We start from the raw sequence: 23,821 nt of genomic DNA, 5'->3' as shown, positions 1-23,821 counted from the left end.
GATGTTCAAAATTGATTTAGGGAAGAATTCTAACGTTTTCTTAGATAATCATTATAATAGGTTAGTAGAGAATAGTTTTACTTTAGGCAGCCAAAAAATTAAAAATGAATCTTCATTAAAAAAAAGAATAGATAATAGAATACAATTGTTAAAAAGTTCTTTGACAAGTGACCCTTTATGTGAAAAATTTTTTCAAGATTTAAAAAAGGATAATTATAAATGGCTAAAAATAATTATCCAGGGTGACCCTAAACAGCTATCGAAGGTAATAGCTAATGTCAAAACAAGGATATCAAAAGGAGTTTATCCAAATATTGAATATATGAAAAAGGGCGATCCGGATAAGAAGTTTGGCGATCATATACGGTATGTATTTAATTATGATGCTTTTATCACAAAGCCAAAAATTAGTAAGTCCAAAGTAAAAGCAGGTATCCCTTATAAATATGATGCATATAAACTGGCTGAGGCAGTAAATGTTAACGTATGTCCTTATTGTAACCGAGGTTTTACATTCACTTTGACAAAAGGGGAGGAAAGATTAGTTCGCCCTGAGTTTGATCATTTCTTTGATAAAGCAACTTACCCATATTTAGCTCTTTCTTTTTACAACTTAATCCCTTCTTGTCATATTTGTAATTCAGGCTTAAAACATGATGCTGCTTTTACTTTAGGTAATAACCTGCATCCCTATTTAGAAGGCTTAGATGATTATTTGAAATTTACCGTTAAACTAAAAGATAAGAAACTTTTAGATGGAATTAGAAAAAAAGAAATTAAAGACTATATCTCATTATTTTATGGAAATTTAGATGGGTTTAGTTTAGATCTTATTCACAGAGTTGGTTGTGAAAGAAAAAATTTAAGAAGAGCAAACCAAACTCATAAAGTTTTTAAGACTATCGATTTGTTTGAAATGCATAAGGATTTAATTGTTGAGATGTTACAATCAGCACTTATATATAATGAAAGTCTTATCCAAGAATATATTATTAATTTTGAAGGAAAGCTTTTCCGAAATAGAGAAGATATTTTAAGATTTTTAAATAGAAATTACATGAAAAAAGAGGATCTGTCAAAGAGACCTTTTTCTAAAATTAATCAAGATATAGCTGTAGAATTTGGTATTCCATACTAAATCCATTTTATCGTATAATATTAAATTACTATTGGCTAATTAAGTTTTTCGGGGTATTTAAATTAAAATTACTTTCCTGAAGGTAAGGGAAACCCTTCTTTTTCTGCTATGTTTAATGCCATTAATTAAATCTGACTTCCTTCCAGCAATGCCATGTAACCAATTATATCTGGCCTCACCTCTTAATACTAGTAAACTCTGAGGTTCAAGATGTAAAGACTCTTTTTGTTTTAAATCATTCTTAGGGTAGAAATCCATTAAACAGGAAGAACCCAAACTAAGAGAAACAATAGTGTTTTCAAAGCATGGCTCGCAATCAATATGCTGGGCAATTCCTTGGCAAGGCTCATACTCATTTACTATGACCTGATCTGGCATGAAACTTAATATCCCATAATTATACATCCGAGAACCTATATCCAAAGCCCACTCTGGTAATTCACCAACTTTCATACTTGGATCAATAGATCTCTTTTGATAATCGTACTTATATCCATAATGTTGTACTCTTCTTTTAAGATCTAAAAGCCATGGCTCAGAATCTATTTTTTTTAATAAACTTTCATGTTCTGGTTTAGAGATAAACTTTGGCATATATTCAAGCCCATTGATTGCCGGAAGATTTACTTTTGGTTCTTCGGTATGGAAAAAGCCTAATTGCATATTAATTATTTGGGAATTGGCCGTTTAGAAAACTATGGAGAATTAACCTATTATTTGTAGAAGGACTTGCCATTACAACATACTTTACGAACTCTTGACTTGGGTCATAGAAACTGTTCGAATAGTTTTTGGTTCTATAAAGCACATGGTCATTACCTTCTCCAATAACGCTAATACTTACGTTTTTCTTAAATCGGTAAAACATTTTATTTTTTTCATAATCATCAGGATTTTGGAAAAGCAGGAAAATAGGGTTTGATGCTTGGTATTGATCAATAATAGCTTGAGTGAAATTCGCCAAGTCATCAGTTTGTTCTTCGTTCAGATTCGCAAACAAGTAACTAAAAATAAAAAGAATAGGCTGATCATTCTCCAAGTTTAGAGATACCTCATTCCAATTTCTATGAAATGAAAATTTGGAACCAGGTGTAAAGACAGGAGAACTAGCAAAATCTTTAGCCTTGTTTAAAATCTGGGAAGAAATATCTACTCCAAAATAGGTTACTTTTGTTTGGTTATTGCTCTCCCTATTAATAAAATCAGCATAGGCAAGGCCTGCAGTCAAAGGACCGCATCCAACATCAATAATAGTCGTGTTTTTTTCAAATAAGTTATTTGAAAAAAACTCTCTATGGTCAGATTTGTGGATCATGTCCAATATATGTTGCTTTGTGAAATTGTACGTCGTCAAAACAAAGTGGACTTTTAGGGCCAACTTTTAATGTGGGATTTGGCTTGTTCTGATTTATTTGTTTAAAGTTAAAAAAAGAAAAAATTAATAAAGCTTTTAAGTCACTAATTGTTTTGTTGCAGCTGCTCTCCGGTGCTGCTCTCGTCGTTTTTTCAGCGTCCTTTTTTTAGTAATTTGGCGCTGCCTGAGCACCTTTTCTGCCTGGTGGTAATATTTCTGGGCCGGGGTAAGGTTGTCAATAGCTTCGTGGTAGCGATGGTAATTATAATGCTCTACAAAGCTTTCTACGGCCCTTTCCAGTTCTTCAGGACTATAGTAGTTTTCCAGTTTGACCACGTTCTTTAAGCTGCGGTTATAGCGTTCGATCTTCCCTTGCGTTTGCGGGTGCAGCGGCCTTCCGTGAACCACCTGGATCTTCTCTTCTTTCAAAAAGCTGTTAAACTCACTGGCAATGTAGCTGCTACCGTTGTCACAAAGCAGCTTCGGCCGGTTTTCCTTTGCTACTCCAGCATGTAAAATAGCTTTCTCTATCGTGCGCTGCGCATCTTCGGCTTTCATTCCCTGGCAAAGCTCCCAGCCAACGATGTAACGGCTGTAGTCATCCAGTACGGTGGAAAGGTAATACCAGCCCCAGCCAATGACCTTAAAGTAGGTAAAATCTGTCTGCCACATCTGGTTAGGCCTGCTGGTCTTATCCTTGAAGGAATCACTGGCCGAAAGCACAATGTGGGCCGGAGCAGTCAACAGGTCATATTCCCTTAAAATGCGGTAAACGCTCGATTCAGAGATATAATAGCCGTATTGGTCGGTAATGTGCCAGGCCACTTCCCGGGCCGAATAATGGCTCTTCTCCAGGGCTATTTCCACTACCTTTTCCCGTTCCCTTTTGGGAATGCGGTTCCATACTTGTTTCGGACTTGCAGGCTGGTTTATTAACCCTTCCGGGCCTGATTGCTGGTATTTTTCATACCAGTTGTAGAAAGTGCTTTTATGAATGCCCAGTTCTTTTAACGTGCGGGTAACGCCTATGTCGGAGCCATCCACCAGGCGGATGATCTCCAGTTTTTCAGCAGCTGAATAGCGCATATACTTCCGGTATCGCTTCCCTATTCTAAGCCGCGCAAACTTTTTTTAAGTACCCGGACCTGGATCGAGAGTTCGGCTACCAAGTCTTTAAGCTGCATATTCTCTTCCTTGAGATCCTTTACTTCAGAAGTGGATGCACTGCGCTCGGTATCCCCGCTCAGGCGCTTCTTGCCAGCTTCCAGGAATTCTTTGCTCCAGTTGTAGTAGTTGTTTTCGTGGATGCCATGCTTGCGGCACAGGCCGGCAATAGAGTCTTCGCCGCGTAAGCCTTCCAGGACGATCTGGATCTTTTCTTCAGAAGAAAATACCCGCCGGGTTTTGCGTTTGATCTCGCGCACAATACTGCTGGCGCTCTGTTTTTGCTTTTCCATTTTCATGAGATTTAGGTGGTCTTTTTAAACCTAAACCCCACATAAGTCGCTACGTCAATTTAGTCCACTTTGTGCTGAAGATTTACATTCTTCTTCATTACTTCTCCATTTGATCATTTCAAGGAGATCATCCGTGGACTCATTTTCAAATTCTTTCCAACCCATAGGTAGTCAGTTTTCAAGTATATACTCAAAACCGTTAGTAACGCTTTTTGTAGTCTAATTAAAGTCCAATAAAAATTATACTAACGGTTTTTGTACTGTAAACAAGATTATAATAACAGCTAAATATATGATAAAATACGTTACCGCACTTGGTATTTTAATAGCATTTAAAATCTGGGGAGGCTCCTTCATTCCACACGAACCAACCTCAGACCTCCTAAGCGACTTAGCTATTGGTGGAATTGGTGGGATTATCGGCATGGTCATCAAAACTTATCTTGATCTCAAGGATAAACTTTGGGTATGCCTGTTTGCCAGAATGCGCTATCCTAATACTTATATAAGAGTATCAGTTGCTTACCTCTTCAAAATATATGTGGATGGTAAATATCTTCTTGTAAAAGGTAGAAATATTGATCAACTGCAGCCTGTAGGGGGAGTTTATAAGTGCCTTCCTGAATCTTCCATGCTTTTCAATCAATTAGACATCCTAGATGATAAGGAAATACCCATTTGTGACACAAGTAGGCATGATCTACGGATAAGGGTAATGGGAAAGAACCTTCACAAATTCATTAGTTGGTTCGAATCAAAACAAGATAGAGAGATTTCGAACTGGCGGGAGTTCTGCGAAGAGTTAGTCCAACCAGGCTACCTATCGAGAGAGAATTTCCCGCATATCAACTATAGATATTTGCATCAAAACCCTTTTTACCTGCACTGGTCCACTTACTATCAGTGTCCAGAAATTCTTATTCATGAAGTTTATGAGTTAATACCAACTGAAAAACAACAACAAGAGCTTAAAAGCCTTTTACCCACAGCAAACTCAAATTACCAATGGGTTGATGAAGATACAATCAAAAGGCTAGGTAGAGCAAATGGTGCAAAGCCGTTCGCAGTAGCTGAGCATACCAACACCCTCTTTAACAAGGACTTTAAATTAAATTAACTATGAATAACAATTCCATACCTCAAACCATTAATCAGCAAATAGATGACTTGCTGAACCGCATTGCCGAATCGCTGCAACTAGATGATACTAGAAGAGAGTCTGCAGAGAGAAGTTATCGTTCAGTATCAGATTGGATAAGTACCGATACTGGTTTTTTCAAAGATGTGCCCTTTGATATTTACCCACAAGGCTCATTTAGGATAGGTACAACTGTAAAGCCTTTTTCGGGAAGTGAGTTTGATCTTGATATTGTTTTGCATTTTGAAGGACCCTATGAAAGGTTTAACCCAATAAGCACTTTAAATGAAATAGTAAGGCGCTTAAAAGAAAATGGAACTTATGCCCCTATGGTTGAGAGAAAAAATAGATGCATCAGATTGAATTATGCCAATGAATTTCACATGGACATTCTGCCAGGTTTCTATGAAGCCAATCATGACAATAACAGAATTATGGTTCCTGATCGAATTCTAAAGGACTGGACACCCAGCAATCCGAGAGGTTATGCGCAATGGTTTGAAACCAAATATGTGAAAGAAGATTTGCTTCTCTTAGAAAAAGCAAGAAGTGTTGAAAAATTACCTGATAATATTCCATACCAATTCAAGCAGCCTTTGCAGCAGGCTGTTCAGCTTATCAAAAGGTATAGAGACGTCTACTTTCAAGATAAACCAGAATTAGCAACGTCAAGTATTATCTTAACCACCTTGGCAGCAACATTCTATAGTGGCCAGACATCGGAGTATCAAGCTATCAGATCAATAATAGATGGAATAAACAGAGCTGTTCCTTTACTACAGGGGCAAGTATTAGAAATTGTCAACCCAGCCAATCCAGCTGAAAAATTTAGTGATAAATGGGAGAAGGAGCCAGAGCTATATAAAGCATTTGTATCGTTTTCACGAGATTTTAAAAAGCTTTGGGATCAACTTCACTCTCCCGCTGGAATACATAAGGCTGTGGAAATAATAAAGCCTGCTTTCGGAGATACGGTAAGCCTATCCGCTTTAAGAGAGCAAGTATTATACGTTGAGAAGGCTCGTAACAGTGGATCGATTGGACTTGTAAGGAATACCGGGCTTTTAACGGGAGCTTCCGGAGTGAGCATAACCAATATCGGGAGAAATAATTTTTATGGGGGCTGATAATAAAATGCATAGGCAGTACACAATTACTCAACAGTATGCAGCATTTCGCTGCAAGTTCCCTGAATGGGATGTCGTGTGGAAGAGAGGCGGTTTCGAAGCGAAAGGGCATCTCAGACCTTCAGCTTTAAGTGATTTGTACTTTATCAGCATTACCTATTTTCAAAACCAAGCACCTAAAGTCAGAGTTATCAGCCCTTTACTTTTTCCACGGGAGGAGAACGGTAAGATAAAACATACTTACGCAGATGGCTCCTTGTGTCTGTATTACCCAAAATCAAGAGAGTGGACACCTGCCAGGCTTATCTCTGATACTATAGTAGGCTGGGCATCACTATGGCTATATCATTACGAGGTATGGCACTCTCTAGGAGAATGGCTCGGAGGAGGTGTAGAACATTAATATTATTCAACTCCACTCGATATTGAAATTAGTACGTAAATATGTACGCAAGTTAAATAAAAAAGGCCTTCAGAGTTAACTGAAGGCCTTTTTAGTAGACCAAAGGAATGAAATATCGAACTTTATCCACAAGGATTTTGCGGCTTTAAACGCCTTTTTCCATTAATAGAAGTTCTTAATATTTGTAAATTTATAAGGGAAGAAGATTCACGTTGACATCCTTAGAGAATTTGAAGGCTTAATAAAGAGGATTGTTTTTTTTATGTTATTATTTAACAATGTGTTAATTAATATTTATATTTACTCATATCTCACCTTAAATGAGTAAATATATGATACGATTCCTTGTAGGTCTTTTCATTTTACTTGCTTATTACCCATTTTATTCAAAAGCTCAATGCCCGGTAGCTAATAGCTGCACGCCCGGCAATGCCCCGGCTTCCTCTTTTCCTTTCGGGATGGGCATTTACAATGTGACTATTGGTAGCGGAACAACTGGTATTTCCTACCCAACAACCGGCGGTGCTCCGGCAGGCTATCAGGATTATTCCTGCACCCAAAAAGCTACTATTTTGGAAGGCGTAAGCACAACCATTTCCGTTACTACCAATCCGAACCTAAATGAAAATGTGAAGGTGTGGCTGGATATGAACAACAATGGCATTTTCGATAATACTACAGAATTGATCTTTTCTTCAGTAAATGCGAAAGTGCATATCGGTTCATTCACCATTCCTGTAAGCGCTTCCGTAATAAAAAATACATTGTTGCGTTTGCGGGTTTCGGCCGATAACTTTTCTTCACTCTTGCCAACACCATGCTCTACACCGCAGTATTCGCAGGTTGAAGATTATGGGATAACGGTTTTACCGAATACAAATAAACCAGCCGTTGCTTTTTCGGTGAATAATCCGGTTACTTGTTCGCCTACGGTGCAGTTTCAAAACCAAACACAGAACGGAGCAACTTCTTATTTCTGGTATTTCGGCGATGGATCTACTTCTAGTTTAGCCAATCCCATCCATACTTATGCTACTACCGGAACCTATACCATAAAATTGAAAGTCTGTAATGCTAACGGCTGCGATTCTTTAACCCGTAATAATTATATCAATTATCATACAAATGTACCGGTAGCTGCCAGTTGCTCTCCAATTACTACAAACTATTGTTGTGGGTATGGCATTACCAATTTTAATTTTGGTAACGGCTTAATGACCAATGCTTCGGCCGATGGTTCTGTAGGATATGAAAATTTTAGCTGTACAAAATCGGTTACTGTTCAAGAGAGTAATACTTATTCTGTTTCCATTACAAATGGTTCAAATAACTCACAGGATTCATGGATTTACATTGATTATAATAATGATGGTAGTTTCTCGACAAATGAACTTGTTTTTACGAAACTTGGAACAGTAAATCCGAGCGGCTTTATTGTAATACAGAATAACGGGTTAAAGAATATACCTCTTAGGATGAGAGTAATAACAGATTCACAAGGCTCCCCAAATGGCCCTTGTGCTAACAGGACGAATGGCCAAGTTGAAGATTATACCATAATTATTCTTCCAAATACCAATAAGCCAATTACAATTTTTTCAACCAATTTTAACACACTTTGTGATACCTTAGTACAGTTTACCGACCAGAGCCAAAATGCCCCAACTTCCTGGCAATGGGAGTTTGGCGATGGTTCAATTATTAATACTCAACAAAATCCGCTACATCTTTATACAGCAACGGGAGCATATACCGTAAAATTAATTTCCTGTAACGTTAATGGATGCGATACACTTATTAAGAAGCAAAATATCTATATTCGGAAACCTTGTCCGCAATATTGCATACCTAATTGGAATAGCTCGGGGGCTGCAATTTTAAATGTAAGTTTCAATTCTCTGAATAATAATTCTTCTGTTGAACCCAATGCATATGGTGATTACACGAACCTATCAACAGCAGTAATATTAGGGAGTACATATAGTTTTTCAAGTACAACTAATCATTTTAACTCTCAAATTTATGCATGGATTGACTTTAACCAGGATGGAGATTTTGATGATTATCGGGAGTTAATTTGTTACGGAACTGGAATAACCAATTTGACTAGGAATATTCAAATTCCTAATAATGCTAAGCCTGGCCCAACTCGTATGCGAGTAGCAGCCAGGCCAGTAGGTGGGGTTATAGTCCCATGTGTAGATTTTACATCTGTTGAAATGGAGGATTATACGATTAATATTGTTCCAAATAATCAACCGCCTACAGCTTTATTCTCAACCTATAATCAAACTGTTTGTAGTAATACTGTTTTATTTTCAGACAGTAGCGCAAACGCTCCATTAACATGGTACTGGAATTTTGGTGACCCTGCATCGGGGAGCTCAAATAACTCTACATTAGAGCATCCAACCCATAACTTTAGTAGTCCAGGAAAATATGCTGTAAGTCTCAAAGTTTGTAATGAGTTTGGTTGCGATTCTATAGTAAAAATTGATTATATAACCATTTTGAGTAGTCAAGGACCGCGAAGTATTGCCTGTCGGCCTGGTACTTATGATCGTACACCTCGCAATAAACAGGGTATTTATTCCTTTGCCCTTAATACTATCAATTACAGCTCGCCCGCTGGAAACGGATATGAAGATTACTCTTGCAGTCAGCAAACTACATTAATGCAAGGGACTAGTTATCCTGTAACTATCAACACCGGTCCTTTTCAAAATTCCAATGTTAAAATGTGGATCGATTTTAATAACGATGGGGCTTTAAATTCAGTTACTGAACTTGCTTTCACATCAAGCATGATGAAGGTGCATACCGGCAGTTTTACAGTACCAATGAATACCGTTTTGAATACTCCTTTACGTTTGCGAGTATCAAGCGATGCAATTGGACCTTGCGATGCATCCGTATTCGGCCAGGTAGAAGATTATGCTGTTATTATTGTTCCTAACGCTGGTAAACCGATTGCATCTTTTAGCCCGAGCAGCTATTCTTCCTGCAATCCACAGCTTACATTTACAGACCAGTCCGTTGGCATTGCAACAACCTGGAGCTGGGATTTCGGAGACAATGCTTCGGGTGGAGCTAATAGTTCAAGTCTGCAAAACCCTACCCATACTTTTTCCGGACCCGGAAATTATGCAGTAATGCTTACAGCATGTAATGCAGCTGGTTGTCATTCGGTAAAAAGAATTGTTTCTATTATCGCTCCACCGAATGCTCAAGCCGGTTGCGTATCAACGTCACCTTCGAACATTTTCGGAGAAGGAATTTTAAACGTACAGTTTTTAAATGTAAACCAGTCTTCGGGAAATTCTTCTGAAGGATATAAAGACTTTACTTGTGCAGCTAATGCCGTTACTACACCAGGTAGCTTTTTACTAAATGTACAAACGAATCCCAACCGTTTTGAAACAATGGAGGCATTTATTGACTTTAATAATGATGGAAATTTTTCTGGAACAGTTGAAGAAGTCGCCTCTACATTTAATAAAGGCTTACACTCAGCTATTATAGTAGTACCAAGAACGGCAGTGAGGAATACGTGGCTAAGATTCCGGATTGTAGATCTGGATCAGGATTTCAGTCATCCATCACCATGCGGATCTGCAAGAGCTGGTCAGGCAGAAGATTATGCTATTATGATTCAGGATAAGATTGAAATGATTACGAATGTGGTAGGAATAAAAGATGATAAAACTGATCTTGTTAAAAAGGTAAACGTTTACCCTAACCCAAGTAATGGTACTTTTTCTATTGAAATCCCTACCGTTTTGAAAGGTAGCTGTCAGTTAGAAATACAAAATATGGTTGGGCAGGTTTTGGCTACCAAAATGTACTCGGGTAATGGAGGACTTATTCCAATGGATTTAAAATATTTACCCAAAGGAATGTATCTGCTTAAGATTAATAATGAAGAAATAGGTGTAATAAAAAAGATATTGATCGAATAAACAAAGTATTTATAACCTATTGCTTAAATAGAATTAAGACGAAAGCTGAAAAGTTCATCTTAACTTATTTCATTAAAAATGGTATCCTTTTTAACTATAAAACTCTAACTATATATCAAGCATATAGCTGGAGTTTTGACTCCCAAACAGTAGATAAAGATTATGTTGCTTCATTTGTGTTTACTTGTAAATAAGACAAAAATGTTTTGATTATTTAGTAGCAGTAATAATACGGACTTTCAACTGACCAAAATCTTTTAACACTGTTGAATCTCTGAAAACTAATCGGTTTGTTGTAAGAGAATCTATATACAAAAAGTTTGTTCGGAAATAGCCTTCATTTGGGTTGAAATTGCTCAAAATTATTTTATTTCCACTAAGTGTATAATTACAGCTTGAAGTCCAATAGACAGGCCCGGAGCTTCCTGACGTATCTTTGTAGGTAAAAGCAAGTACATTATCAGATCGAAATTCAATAGTAGCATCGTTCTGATACAAATAGGGCTCAGATGTGTTGCCAGGGAAAGGAGTCATATCTGGCAATGAATACAAAGCTTCTTTAAAATATGCTGCTTTCCATTTGCCTGTTAGCCTTGGTTTTTGAGGCTGGGAATCCTCATCTTGGCAAGAGGAGATGAAAGTTGACAATAATATTAAAAGTTTATAAGGTAAATTTTTCATCTTCTTGTTTTAATATTAATTAATTGAAAACTCCTTATTTTTCATTTTTTTGAAGCAATTTAATTACCACAGCTAACGTGATATAATCTATGTCATTAAATTTTGCCATTTTAATGGCAAAAATTTAATTTAAGTTTTTTAAAGCTTCCTTAGATTCCCTAATATTTTTAAATTCATAATTTTTATACTTATCAACAAAATATACTTTTTTTACATGGCCCTCAAAATGAATCTCTAGAAGTAATTTTTCACCATCTTTTAAGATTAACAAGTTTGATTTTTCATACTTATCGACTAGTGCTTTAGAATTGTATTTTTGATTTATGTAATACTTGAAATTTAACAATTTGTATATCTTCCTGTTATTACAGTCAGTTATTTGTTTTACTTTAATCGGACTTACTTCTCCTTTATAAGTTAAAATCAAAAAACCTTTATTTGAAATATCAAATCCTTCAATAGGTTTTAGGTATTGCTCAATATTATTTGAATGTTTCTGGGTTGCGGCAAATACATATTCTTCTGGTAACCAACATCCATTTATAGATTCTGACTGGAAAATACTTTGAAAATAAAGAACAGATAAAATAATAATATTAATCATAATTGAATTCTATTTAATTTCCCAAAACCAAATACTGCTACCTTCATAATAACCAGAACCTGTATTTCCTTTATTAAAAATATCTATATGTCCTATTCCCCCTTCTGGAGGCGCGATATATATTATTCCAGTTTTATTCCAATATTTTTTCTCAAATACATCTTGCGCAATATTTTTTTCATAGTTTAAGAAGTTTTTCGACAAATAATATTTGAGTCTATTAGCAGTAAGAGCCCATTTCTTATGATCTGCATCTAAATCGTCTTTTGGATATCCCTTTAGTGAAACACCAGACTTAATTAGACTTTCAGATAATCTAATTGCGCATTGATTTTGATATAAAGGATTTGAACTTGGATGTTGATGCTCTCCATCAATATCATGGGGGTAATTTGTCCAAAGGGTGTTAAAAGAAGGAAATTTTCGACCTCCTGTTTGAATGTTATATATTAAATTTGTATTAGTTAGGATAAAATCAATGTTTGCATTGGAATTAGCGAAAATTGGTCCTATAGAATTTTTCCCAATTAAACTGGAAAATTCATTACCGATTTTACTAAAGAAGTTACCAATACTATTATAGTCAATATTATGTGCAAATCCACCTGCAATAGCTCCACCGACTGCTCCAAAAGCACCAGCCCAAACTAAGTCCTCACCCCGAGCGCCATGCTGGTAGGCTGTATAAACGCCAAATCCTGCACCAATTCCAGCTCCAAGTGCCATAGATGCTAACTCGCTCCAGCCACCATCTGGGTCAATTTGGTTTACTGGGTTATTACCCATGCCTGTATAAGGAGAAATATTTTGTCCGTAGGGGTCAGGTGCTAACCACCGGCCAATACTTCCATTATACATCCGCAAGTCAAAATTATTTAGTCCGGTTTCTTTATCCCGTTCTGCGTACATCCCCTGGAAGCCATGCCGGTAAGCTGAAGCGCCATTTACTACATAACTCATTTCCTCCATTTGCTGGCCGTATGGGTACATATGGTTTTCTTCAACCACTTCAATACCCGTAAAACTTACACGCATGTCATCAAACCAGGTATCTACGGTGCTTTCATTCAAAACGGCAATCCGCACGTAACCATCTTGTTCTGCTTTGTAAGCTATGCTTAATTGCTCATAACCAAGTGTCGCCGCGGTGCTTAGTAATTCCCTTTTGGTTTCAACTAGATTGCTGTCAGCATCATAAACTTGCAATTGCAGATAAGCCAGAGGCATTTCTTTTTTTCGTTTTGAAATTGCACCCGGAGCAAAGCCAATACCTGCACCAATAACTGGGTTTATTCTTCCTTGTGGAGAGGCATTACCTGCTTCCTGTTTTTGGTCTATCCCTAAACCCAGAATACTCAAAGCAGGAGCAAGGCTTTCAGGTAGCCAATGCTTACGTTTTTTGGCGGTTTCATAATAGCCAAAAGCCTCTACGCTTATACTATCACCTTGCTTAACTGCAATATTCTTTGCGGGCCCTTCGCGTTTTCCCCGCGCTAAACTCAGCAACGCCGCATAACTTCCAGTTCTTGCCCGGGCAATATCCAGATGTCTGGTTGTTGCAACATTTTCAAATTCGTCTTCTCCCTGTGCCATTCTGGACTGTTCACCACCTCCATTTCCGGGGGCAGTAGGTTCCATACCGGTTGTCTGTGAAGTTGTAGACGGCTCCCGGAATACCAACCTCGTACTTCCTAAATGATCGGTTAATTCATAATTGTAAGAGGAAGTATTATCTGGGTTTCGCCGCCACATCCCAATGCGGCTTGAGCCATAAACCGGTACTTCAGTGCGCTTTAGGGTACTTCCTGGTTTTTCTTCGTAAATACTTGCTACATTCCCATTCCCATCATTCACATACCAAGTTGTGAGCGCTAAAGTACCATTTGCATCGTAGCTCCGTTTCCGTAATCGTTTCCCTCTGTCGTCGTAATCAATTTTAAGCAATAACTTGGTTCTTCCAGCATCCTGATGAATATCTGTAACCTGTCCGTAGGCATCATAGGTAAAATACTGGTTACCATTTATATTATTTTCACTTATCGTTTTTCCTTCTGCATCGTAGCCAAAACTCATTATCTGAGCATTGTTTTGATAAATACTGCTTAGTCTATTCGTATTTGCCCTGTACTCGTAATTAAACCCCGCATTGATAGTCCCAAATTTATCAGTTCGCTTCATTAAAGTTAAATTCCCATTCAAATCATACTCTGGCTTCTCTTTAAATGCATCAACCGGATCTGGGGTAAACTGCCTGTTAGTAATACTGCCTGTTAAACTTCCAAAAGAGGCATTCTCGAACTGGTTCTTTTTATCGTAAGTATAAGCATACCCAATAGGACGTTGCCCTAAAGTATGCCAATATGAAGCGCTAATTAAGCCATCAAACCTATTGCCTCCGGCAGCTACATTGTTCGCCTGATAACTCGAAGCAGTATAATCACCACTAAAATATTCCAAGGTCATGCCAAACAGATCCGGCCTTATTCCATTAGTGCCATCATTACCTGGGTCTTGGGTAGGATCAGCATTATTTATTGATTTAAGCCAACCCTGAATGGTATAGGTATAATCAATTCCTTGTAATGAAAATCCTAGTTCCACTCTTTTAAGCGGGCCGTGCAGGTAATAGGTATAAGTTGCTTGTTTTCTCCAATAAGTATTATCACCGCTCGTTTGAACCATGCTTAATCTGCGGTCTGCATCATAAGTATACTTATGATAAAATTGCTCCCCCACAACATTTTTTTGGTAAACCGCTTGTAATAAGTTTCCATTAAAATCGTAGGTATAATCAAATGTTTTAGTGCCAAGCCCAGTTTTAGTAATCATCCACTCTAATCGTCCCTGATCATCATAACTATACCAGGTAGTCGCGTTTTCATTTTGCGTTTTAGATACCCTGCCAATTAGAAATCGTTGTGTACGCGTTCCCAATTCTGAATCAGTGAAAGGTAAATCATACCACGTTCTGGTTATTTGGCTACAATGTGTCTGATTTAATGCTCCTCCTAAATCAGTAAACTCAAGTAGATATGGGTCTAACACGCTATTGATCGAAGGAACGGAGGTCGTTAATTGACTTTCAAATAATGTGGTTTGGGAAGGTGGTAAAACTAAAAGGGTTGTATATTTTCCGGTTTCTATTATTCTACCGGCTTTATCATAATTAATAAAAGAAAAAGTATTCTCTAATTTTTGTTGCGCACTTTGTGAAAACTTTAGCTTACCGTCTTTTCTATACACAAATTCTGTAACACCTTCATCATTGCTATTAGTTTGTAAAAGATTACCAGTAGCGCCGTATTTATATAATTTAACAAAATTTGGATAACCAATAGAGCCTCTATTAACTCCTTTGGGATCAACTGAAGCCACAAGTCTTCCAGCATCATCATAATAATTGTAACTGAATTGACTATAATATAATGGATAAGTAACTGATTGGGTGCCAGTTAAAGATGTTAGTCGATAGAAGCCTGGGACTAACGAAAAACTTATAGATCCACCAGAAGAAACAGCCGAAGTACCTGTAGCGCCAGTAATCACATTTATATACTTAATGCTACCACTCGTTACCCCAGTTACCGTAATTGAAATTAAAGGGGAATTGCCAGTTGCAACATGTATATCCATAAATTCAGGATAGGAAGAGCCAACTTGTTTACTTAAATTGAAACTAACATTTAATGGATTTGGCAGATATTCAGAAATACAAGTTGCAATAGTGTTACCATTCCCGTCTTTGAAGCTAATAGTTTCTTTACCTAAGGCATCAATCGTAATTACTTTGGTGCCTTTAGAAAAAAGGGTATTATTTGGAATAGTTGAATTTGTAATAAAATGAGAACGTAGCGCTACATAATGATCCATTTCACTTAAAATAGGCATTTCCCGCGTTTTTAATTCCTTTCCTAAACCCATCCTATGTGAATCTCCTGGTAAAGTGTTACTTTTTACACCGCCAAGTGGCCCATCATAGTAAGCAGTTCTTGAATACGGAAAGCTAGTTTGAGGAGTAGAAAGCTCAAATGTATTGTTTGAGCTATAATACCAGCCCAAAGTTCCTATTGCTGAGGAACCGAGTGGGTCAGGCATAGTTTCTTTGGAGTCTTCAAAGCTACTTGGGTTGTATATGCCTCCAGCCAGGTCTGTTACAAAATTAGGTCTATAATTAAATGCTTCATTATTAATAGGTGCTGGCAAAGTAGTTATTGCAGTGCGGCCTCTGGAATCATAAATTGTTTGGGTTGCTAAGATATGCTCATTCGTGAAATCCTTAAATTGGGTTTGAATAGGTCTCCCAAAGCCATCAGAGAATTCTTTCGTTTTGCTTATTTCATTCCCGTTTGCATCAAAAGTAGTTTCCATTACCCATGAAATTTCTAGATTATCTGAAGGATTATATGGGGCATAAGGAATAACAGAATTTTGTCTAATTTTTAAATAAATCTCTTTACTTGCATGTGTTACCTGTGTTGCCCAATCATGTGAAATCATGCAACGATATAAGCCTTGGTCATTAGACGAAGTAACATTAATGAGATAAGAGTATGAAGTTTGTCCAGGAATGTCTACCCATGCATTATTTACTTGCCGTTGCCATTGATAATTAAATTTACTGTTCCCCTGAGTAACTTCGAGTCTAGCCGATAACCCAGGTGTAAAGGTTTGTACTTCTGTTCTTACTATAGGATCTTGAGGGGAATATGTAAATACACCAAAATTAGTGGCTGATTGGCTTATAAAATATGGGTCTATGTCATATAAATCAATTTTATTTCCTCCTAAGTGTAAAGTAATAGAGCTTTTATTTGATAGGTTATTTAAGTGAGGAAGAGCTGAAAGCTGATTATTATTAATTGCAAGCAAATTTAACTGAGTGAGTTGTTGAATCGAAATTGGTAGCTCACCAGAGAAGTAATTCCCTGCAAGGTCTATATACATTAGTGTTTGTATGTTCCCTATTGTAGTTGGTATTATGCCGCTTAAGCGATTATTAGAAAAATTAATATTAATTAGATTAGTTAAATTAGAAATAGATGAGGGTATAGGGCCAGTTAATTGATTATTATTAATAAGAAAATACTTAAGTTTAGTTAAATTGAAGAGTTGATAGGGAATTTTACCAACAAGAGAATTTCCAGATAAATTTAAGTCTTGAAGAAATGTTAGATTTCCAATTTCTTTCGGAATTTCACCCTCTAAACTATTATCAGCTAAATTTAAAAATTCTAAAGCGCCTAAATCACCTACTTTAGATGGAATTGTACCAGTGAGTTTGTTATTCCCTAAATTAAGGTTAGTTAGATTTTCTAAATATCCAACCTGCTCCGGAATATCGCCATCAAAAGTATTGCTCGCTAAATTCAAATTCTTAAGATCTCTAAATTCTTTTATCCACTCTGGAATCTTTCCAGTGACATTATTTTCCTTTAATATTAGAAATTGTAATTTTTGGAGCTTCTGTAAACCGTCAGGTAAATAGCCATTGAGATTATTGCTTGATAAATCAATGAAAATAACATCACCATTGTCAACTGTTAACCCATGCCAACTACTAAAATCAGTATTAGATGTACCATTTAACCAATTGTTATTATTGTTCCAATTTGGCCCCTCTGTTGAATTATATAACTCCACTAGGGCATTATATTCGTCTATATCAGGAACGGTTCCTTCGTAAGCCTGACAAAAGCCGACAGTTATTGTTGAAAAAAACGATATAATTAGCACTAATAGTTTTTTCATAAAACAATACTTTAAAATATTCCAGAATAGAGAATAATAAAAATGGTATCCTTAACAACAGAAAATTTGTATTCTTTCATGTAAAAAAGTATTATTCAAGTCCGATATCACACGGTACATTGGGATCACACGGCCCTTGTGTTTGTAGAGCAGGTACTTCTTCTCGAATCGTACCACAATAGCCTGTGGTTGGATTATTGACCACTTTTATAGCATATCTTTTGCAAACACCTGAATGATGAGTTTCGCATTCATAATACAAGACTGTACCATTAGGTTTACAATTGCAGCTACCTGTATTATTCGCGTATGACTGTCCTTCTTGGGTCAATAAAGGTTGAGCTTTATCTTGAGCATCTTGCTGGGAGAATTCAGATGAAACGCGACCAGCAGGTAATGTATAAGTAGTAGAAGAAGGTGAAGGGGTTGAAGATGGAGGACATTTTTTTGAGAAAGATCCAGTTATAGGGGTATTATAGTAAACCTTATGAGGCGCATCATTATACTCAAATTCCTTTGCTTTAATCTTTCCTGAATTTGCTACTTCTTTATAAATATATCTTGGCTTATATTTGATATTGTATTCAATTTGGGTAAATAGATTATCATTGTTTAGAGTATATGTCGGCTGCCAGGTAATAGGGTCATAATTTGTAGCAACTAAGGGAGCATCTATGGGATGAAACCGGAAATCATCTATGAAGAGATAAGTAGGAGCTGAGTTTTCACATGTTACTACTAATGTTTGTCCAGCTTGGGCTGGAGTAACTTCAAACACCAGATTTAAAAGTTTCCAGCCTCCAGCTTCAATATTGTTAGTATGTCCAGAATTAATTGATTGAATTTCTGTGCAGGTAGAACCATTGCAAGCTTTGGCAACCAATCTAATTGCAGAACCAGCATTATTTAGAGTCCATACAGCAGCACGATATTTTTGTGGCCTGATTTCCGAGCCAATAGTTGCTTGGTATGTAAATCCTGGTTCTCCTTGGCCAATTCTTATGCTGTATTTCCCTGAATGGGCATTGCCATCAGTAATTAAGCCTCCGGATTTTATTTCTCCCCCAAAGACGTAATTATAAGGTGCTAATTGATTTAAGGCGCCATCTTCAGCACCTGAATACGCTGTTTCAGTATATTTTGCATTGTTTATACTAGCAATACTTAAGTTATTTGCTTGGTCATTCTTGATGGAGTGATAACTGTTATTGATATCCTTTATTTCCAAAACTTTTGAATAATTATCATAACGGGTGACCTCATTATTGATTACCCAATTAGGATTTTGGGTAATCAGATCCTGCTGGCTCCAGTTGAAATCAATAAAATTGCTAATCGTACCATCAGAATTTAACGGATTTGCATTCCAATCAAAAGTTTGATGAGATCGCCAGACTTGGGGACCGTTATTACTATCTTCATACTTCCAGGTAACTGAATTAAATTCTCTATAACTATTCCAATCTTTTTTCCAGGATTGTATTTGTGCATGAAGCGGTATCATTGAGCCAGAAGCAGATTTTTTAAATGTATAATTCGCTGCTTCTTGGACTAACATGTTTTTATAAGTACTATTTTCTCCTTTTAACCCCATTTCAGGATATTTTTTATTTTGCCCTGAACTAATTACTTCATATGCTGGATTCTTCTTATTCCAGTATATAATCCCCGTTGAACTTGTTGATGATGTTTCTAAGACTTTGGAAGTAAAGAAATCCCATACTTCGTTTGTATTAGTTGAAGTAATATTATTGTGCGTTATTGTAATTGAAGTAAGAACTGTGGGAATAAAAGTTTTAATAGTTCTAGTAAAAACATGCTCATTTTGGAAATATTCGGCTGCGATAGTACTCTCGGTAAATTTTCCTTGATCTAGATTATTATTAGTATTACGTGGTATAGTTGTTGAATAATTATAAATGCTCTTCACCTCCAGTTCGCCATGTTTATTATATTTATAAATTGCTTTGGGCTGCCCAATAAGTCCTGTGTTTACAGTTATAGTATTCAGCACATTCGTTAATTTTCCTCCTGCGCCGGTATTATCCGTTGAGGTATTTCGTAGAACAGAAAGCATTGTGCTTTCAGGAGTATAAAAGTAATACTCTGTTTTCGCATCAAAATTATTGATGTCGTTTATGAATGGGCCAGTAAGAGCTGTTACTTTGCTATAAAGAACAGGTGTAGCAGGATAATCAAATGCATTAAAATTAGGAGTGCCAGTGTTTTTATATGAACTTGGTTCCTTTGTTACTACACCTGTGCTTCTGCCATACCCAGGTCCTTCGGTATAGAAGTAACGAGTGCTATATTGAGTATTGCCATCCGATAAATCTATTCTCTTGACCCGAATACCATCACCAGGTTTATCAGAGGTCAAAAAAATTTCTGAAATACGACTATATGTGTCTCGTTCATAGTGTACTGTAATAGAAGAGCCCAATGGATTTACAATATGCTTAATGGACCACGCGGCGCCATCTTGATCTGCTTGCCAATAGGTGGATGAAGGCTTTTTCATTTCATCAGACCAGCCACCATTTGATTTATAATATCCAAATGCATCGTACTTATCTAAATTATAAATAGGATTATTGTCTCCATAGTCAAACTTATATCCAGCATTCTCTAGTATATTGCCTGCGAGGTACGTTTTTACATTTTTTAGGGTTAATTTATTACCAGCAAATTTACCACTTGCAGAGTTCGGATTCCCTGGACAGAGGGAATAGTCATAAGAAAATACAATCCGTCTAACCATATTGCTATAGATATAATTTTGAATTGCTGGCACGGCGTTAATATCTTTCATGTCATAAACGGCAGCAGCTCTGCGAGGGGATGTTGAAGTAGAATTACTAGCATTATTATTTGTATTCAAGCCAAATGATGGTGTATTACCATCTAAACCGTTAGTTAGCTTATCTAAATTTTCGTTTTTTAGCAATATGATTTCAGAGAGTTTTAAAGATAATAGGCTCGAAAAAGAGTTAGCCAATGCGTCTGATCTTTCTTCTTTTATAAAGAGTGCTGTATGGGTCCTTGTCTTTATGGCATTAAGGTAATATCCTTCTCTTGTACCTTGAGAATAAGAATAAATTGCACTATTGTCAAAATCTCGATATCCGGTTAGCATCGGAGTTGGCTCAGGGTACATGTAGGGTTTGCGCCAGTCGAAATAATCGTTGTAGCGACCATATTCCATTTTTACCCAATATCCTAAATCCTCTTTATCTATTTTGCCCAGCTGGCCTTTATCCACATAGTCCGGACCAGTAATAGCAGTTAATAGCCATGCTTGAGCAAAGCTATTTGAATTTGGAGTTTCATTATAATTAAACGTAGTAAGCTGTGCTGGGTAAGGATTATTGGAGTGCTGACGAACCGTTTTACTGCCAAAACTATAAACGGGAAGAGAGTAGTGGTAGGTAGTGCCATTTTCTGCTGTAACAGAAAAAGCTCCAATTCTTTTGGGATTATTAGCCCGCATATTCTGATTCGGCCCTGCTACTTGATTCCCATTACTTGACTCAGGGCATTCAATAAACCCGGAAGGGGGATTTTGCAGTTCTGAATTAGCATACCATTCAACATGTTTTCCTTGTATCAAGCTTCTCTTGTAACCGTTTGTTACTTGGTTTATTATTAAACCCTTTCGGCTAGTTTCAGTTCTGCTTGATTGGTTGTAAAGCTTGCTATCTGTTAAAGAAATAGTTGTGCTATTGCCGGTAGCTCCAGTTTGATTCGTATTGAAAGTATGATGTGTATAATTATTAGTTGGATAATTTTCGTAACGGAAGCCAACCTTGTAATCGCTCAAGAATGGAATGACATTATATTTATAATGGAGAGCGTAATTATTTTGGATAGGATAACGATAAGTTAAGTAACTGGGTGGACAAACCGATCCGGTTTCAAGACGATATGGTTTTATTTGGCCTGAAACACCTAGCCCCATTACTTGGTAATTATCGTAAGCAATACTTATAGGTTCTTTTGCACTATTTATAAAGGATTCTTGGCCTGCGACATCATGTTGCGAAGAGACAGGAGGGAAAACATGCCTATGTACATCTGAGGCAATCGCTTGAAACTGATCAGTTTCTAAATTGCCGGGAGTATATGTAGAAAGATTTTTAAAAACTGGTGCTTTATAAGTGCCAGAAACTGGATTATAATAATTGGGGCCATAATTATAAGGAATTCCATTATTATCTTGCCATTCATATTGAAATCCAAAATATAATGGTCCATACATCGCATCTTTTTTTTCAAAATCAAATGTTGGCTCAGATGGATTTTCATTCTGATTTAGATTACTATCAATATATTCATAAATACTAGCCACTAATAGAAGCATTGGATTAGCTAATAAGCCTAAGACAAATTGCCGAGCCACGCCATCAGCAATTTGTTGCATTGTCCCACGAAAACTTGTTTCAGCTTTAATTGCCTGGTCTTGAATGGATGGTATTTTGCCAGACCAATTAATATTGCTATCATTATTAACTGAGCGATAAGTTGAGATTTCACCCCATGCATCATCAGGATAGTTATTTACAGTTCGAACGATTGCACCTGGGTTTAAAGACCATCCCAGACCTACCCACGATGCTTCGTCTTCAAGCTTAACGCCAGCTCTATAGGTTAAAGGTAGGGAAAAGCCACCTTCAGGTCCAGGAACATGTAATAAAGGGATGTTGTACGTAAAGTCACCTGTTAAAGGGTTTATCATTTCAGGGCTGGCCTCTGATTCGTATCCTAAATACTCAGGTTGTTTAGGCCCAGAACTACCAAATGTTATTGGCGGATTAACAGATAGTTGGATAGAAAAAATCAAAAATAACGCTGTTATTTTGCGAAGAATGCTATTATGTAGCATTGAAAAGGAAGCATAAGGTTTTCTCATTGCTAATGAATTTTTTAAGATTGTAGCCAATAATATTTCTACCCATATTTAATTAGTTAATTACATATGAGCTATAAACTATTTTGTCACTTAAGTCAAGCGACATTATCTTAAAATTGCCTAGGTAGGCACAATGATTTGCAAAGAGATAATTAGAGCAGTGTGTTATTTCCTAAAAATAAAGTTTTGATTTTATAAAATGGTGTGTTTTATGTTTTTTTGAGTGAACGTAATAAAAACCATGGTGGATAGTAGTATTTTGTAAGTTAATAGGTTTAATTTATAATAATAAAGTATTAGATAACGAGCAATATAGAGCAAGACTTTGGCTGTTGTTAGCATAAAAATAGCCGTTTCTAAAGTTAAAATAATGAACCTACTTTTAACTAATGAGAATATGGCTAACTCTAAGAAATTGATCAACTAAGTAATAAAAATGGGACTTGCAAAGGGACATGGTTAACTATCTGAGAAATTGATTGTATGGTAGAGTTTTATAAATGTTGAGTTTTTATTGATTTCTGTGTTATTCAACTACCTTCAAACTATTGAAACCATTTTATTTTACTGAGTGGGACTGGGCTTAAAAAGTGGACAAAACATGAGTTAAATAGTATAAATGGAGGGAATATTTTAGTTACAAGAAAAGATGCGTTTAAGAAGAGGGGTGATTATGCTGTTCGATGCCTTTTTAGACGCCGAAAGTAAGTTCTTCGACACCGTGCATTTTCACCTTCGCTAAAAAATTATCCTTTTAAAAGGGATGGGTGTTTAGATCCTGGGGAAAATAACGGAGGAATTTGGCTTTGCCAGATTAGAAGTAGAGAAACTGGCGTAGCTGCCGTTCAAGGTATTGATTATATTATGGTAAAAGTTGCAAAACTGCTTTAATTAAAATAAAATTAGGCGTTACTTATAAATTTTAGCTTTTAATATTATTTTTACAAATTTAGTTTGTGATTCCATTGATGAATGTCTCCACAAAAGATAAGATCCTGCTCGTAATTCTTTCTGCTACTGTTCCTCTTTCCTTAAGAGTGGGCCTGTCGTTTATCATTCCTATTACCTCGTCGCGCATTGGTTTTTTTTCGGTAAAGAGATAGTTTCCGATCACCTCCTCAAGTTTTATTACATCTAGATTTTCTTCTTGGCTTAACCTAATCAAAGCGTCTTTCCTTTCGACTTCCCAATAGGTTTTAAACTTTTCCGGAATATCTTTTTAATCGAAGATTTTCTGAAGATGAGTTAGATTTGAAGCGAAAGCTTAAAGTGGGTAGGTGGAAATACCCACAGAAATGGAATT

The 23,821-nt window shown here is 36.6% G+C and carries 12 protein-coding genes; 4 read left to right on the top strand and 8 right to left on the bottom strand.

The features are described from left to right. Nucleotide 1 precedes the first annotated feature (1 nt). The gene (locus I5M27_RS08665; protein ID WP_200505797.1) at nucleotides 2–1,138 is read left to right on the top strand and encodes a hypothetical protein; all 1,137 of its coding nucleotides are present in this window, start codon (nucleotides 2–4) and stop codon (nucleotides 1,136–1,138) included. A 57-nt stretch (nucleotides 1,139–1,195) separates the two neighbouring features. On the opposite strand, the gene I5M27_RS08660 is transcribed toward I5M27_RS08665, so the two are convergent. The 3 genes from I5M27_RS08660 to I5M27_RS08650 all read right to left on the bottom strand — a co-directional run bounded on the left by I5M27_RS08660 (nucleotide 1,196) and on the right by I5M27_RS08650 (nucleotide 3,955). Continuing rightward, nucleotides 1,196–1,801 (bottom strand): alpha-ketoglutarate-dependent dioxygenase AlkB, encoded by a 606-nt coding sequence (locus I5M27_RS08660; protein WP_200505796.1) that lies wholly within the window; start codon nucleotides 1,799–1,801, stop codon nucleotides 1,196–1,198. Nucleotide 1,802: 1 nt separating this feature from the next. Then, on the bottom strand, nucleotides 1,803–2,453 hold the full coding sequence (locus tag I5M27_RS08655; protein WP_200505795.1) for a hypothetical protein: 651 nt from the start codon (nucleotides 2,451–2,453) through the stop codon (nucleotides 1,803–1,805). A gap of 135 nt (nucleotides 2,454–2,588) precedes the next feature. Continuing rightward, nucleotides 2,589–3,955, bottom strand: a protein-coding gene (locus I5M27_RS08650; protein WP_394369082.1) for an IS3 family transposase whose coding sequence is annotated in 2 segments (ribosomal slippage) — nucleotides 2,589–3,614 and nucleotides 3,617–3,955 — 1,365 coding nt in all. Because the reading frame shifts where the segments join, the coding sequence is not laid out codon by codon here. Between the two features lie 286 nt (nucleotides 3,956–4,241). On the opposite strand from I5M27_RS08650, the gene I5M27_RS08645 reads away from it, so the two are divergent. The 3 genes from I5M27_RS08645 to I5M27_RS08635 all read left to right on the top strand — a co-directional run bounded on the left by I5M27_RS08645 (nucleotide 4,242) and on the right by I5M27_RS08635 (nucleotide 10,576). Beyond that, entirely contained in the window at nucleotides 4,242–5,066 is an 825-nt protein-coding gene (locus tag I5M27_RS08645) for an SMODS-associated NUDIX domain-containing protein (protein ID WP_200505794.1), read from the top strand. 2 nt (nucleotides 5,067–5,068) lie between these two features. Next, nucleotides 5,069–6,214, top strand: a complete 1,146-nt coding sequence (locus tag I5M27_RS08640; RefSeq protein WP_200505793.1) for a nucleotidyltransferase domain-containing protein — start codon at nucleotides 5,069–5,071, stop codon at nucleotides 6,212–6,214. A gap of 735 nt (nucleotides 6,215–6,949) precedes the next feature. Next, entirely contained in the window at nucleotides 6,950–10,576 is a 3,627-nt protein-coding gene (locus I5M27_RS08635) for a GEVED domain-containing protein (RefSeq protein WP_200505792.1), read from the top strand. Between the two features lie 210 nt (nucleotides 10,577–10,786). Here the strand turns inward: I5M27_RS08635 and I5M27_RS08630 are convergent, their stop codons facing one another. From I5M27_RS08630 to I5M27_RS08610, 5 genes are all read right to left on the bottom strand, one after another. Beyond that, nucleotides 10,787–11,257, bottom strand: coding sequence for a lipocalin-like domain-containing protein (locus tag I5M27_RS08630; RefSeq protein ID WP_200505791.1), 471 nt, complete (start codon nucleotides 11,255–11,257; stop codon nucleotides 10,787–10,789). 124 nt (nucleotides 11,258–11,381) lie between these two features. Then, nucleotides 11,382–11,861 carry a hypothetical protein gene (locus I5M27_RS08625; RefSeq protein WP_200505790.1) on the bottom strand — a complete coding sequence of 160 codons (480 nt, stop codon included), beginning with the start codon at nucleotides 11,859–11,861 and terminating at the stop codon, nucleotides 11,382–11,384. Between the two features lie 9 nt (nucleotides 11,862–11,870). Then, the gene (locus I5M27_RS08620) at nucleotides 11,871–17,609 is read right to left on the bottom strand and encodes a T6SS effector amidase Tae4 family protein (protein ID WP_200505789.1); all 5,739 of its coding nucleotides are present in this window, start codon (nucleotides 17,607–17,609) and stop codon (nucleotides 11,871–11,873) included. A gap of 91 nt (nucleotides 17,610–17,700) precedes the next feature. Beyond that, nucleotides 17,701–22,518, bottom strand: coding sequence for a DUF5977 domain-containing protein (locus I5M27_RS08615; RefSeq protein ID WP_200505788.1), 4,818 nt, complete (start codon nucleotides 22,516–22,518; stop codon nucleotides 17,701–17,703). 949 nt (nucleotides 22,519–23,467) lie between these two features. Next, nucleotides 23,468–23,731 (bottom strand): type I restriction endonuclease subunit R, EcoR124 family, encoded by a 264-nt coding sequence (locus I5M27_RS08610; RefSeq protein WP_200505899.1) that lies wholly within the window; start codon nucleotides 23,729–23,731, stop codon nucleotides 23,468–23,470. Between the last annotated feature and the right edge of the window lie 90 nt (nucleotides 23,732–23,821).

This window comes from Adhaeribacter terrigena, from assembly GCF_016623615.1.
Taxonomy (GTDB): Bacteria; Bacteroidota; Bacteroidia; order Cytophagales; family Hymenobacteraceae; genus Adhaeribacter_A; species Adhaeribacter_A terrigena.
The sequence above is the reverse complement of the archived record's forward strand: the minus strand, read 5'-3'. Positions and strand labels throughout refer to the sequence as shown.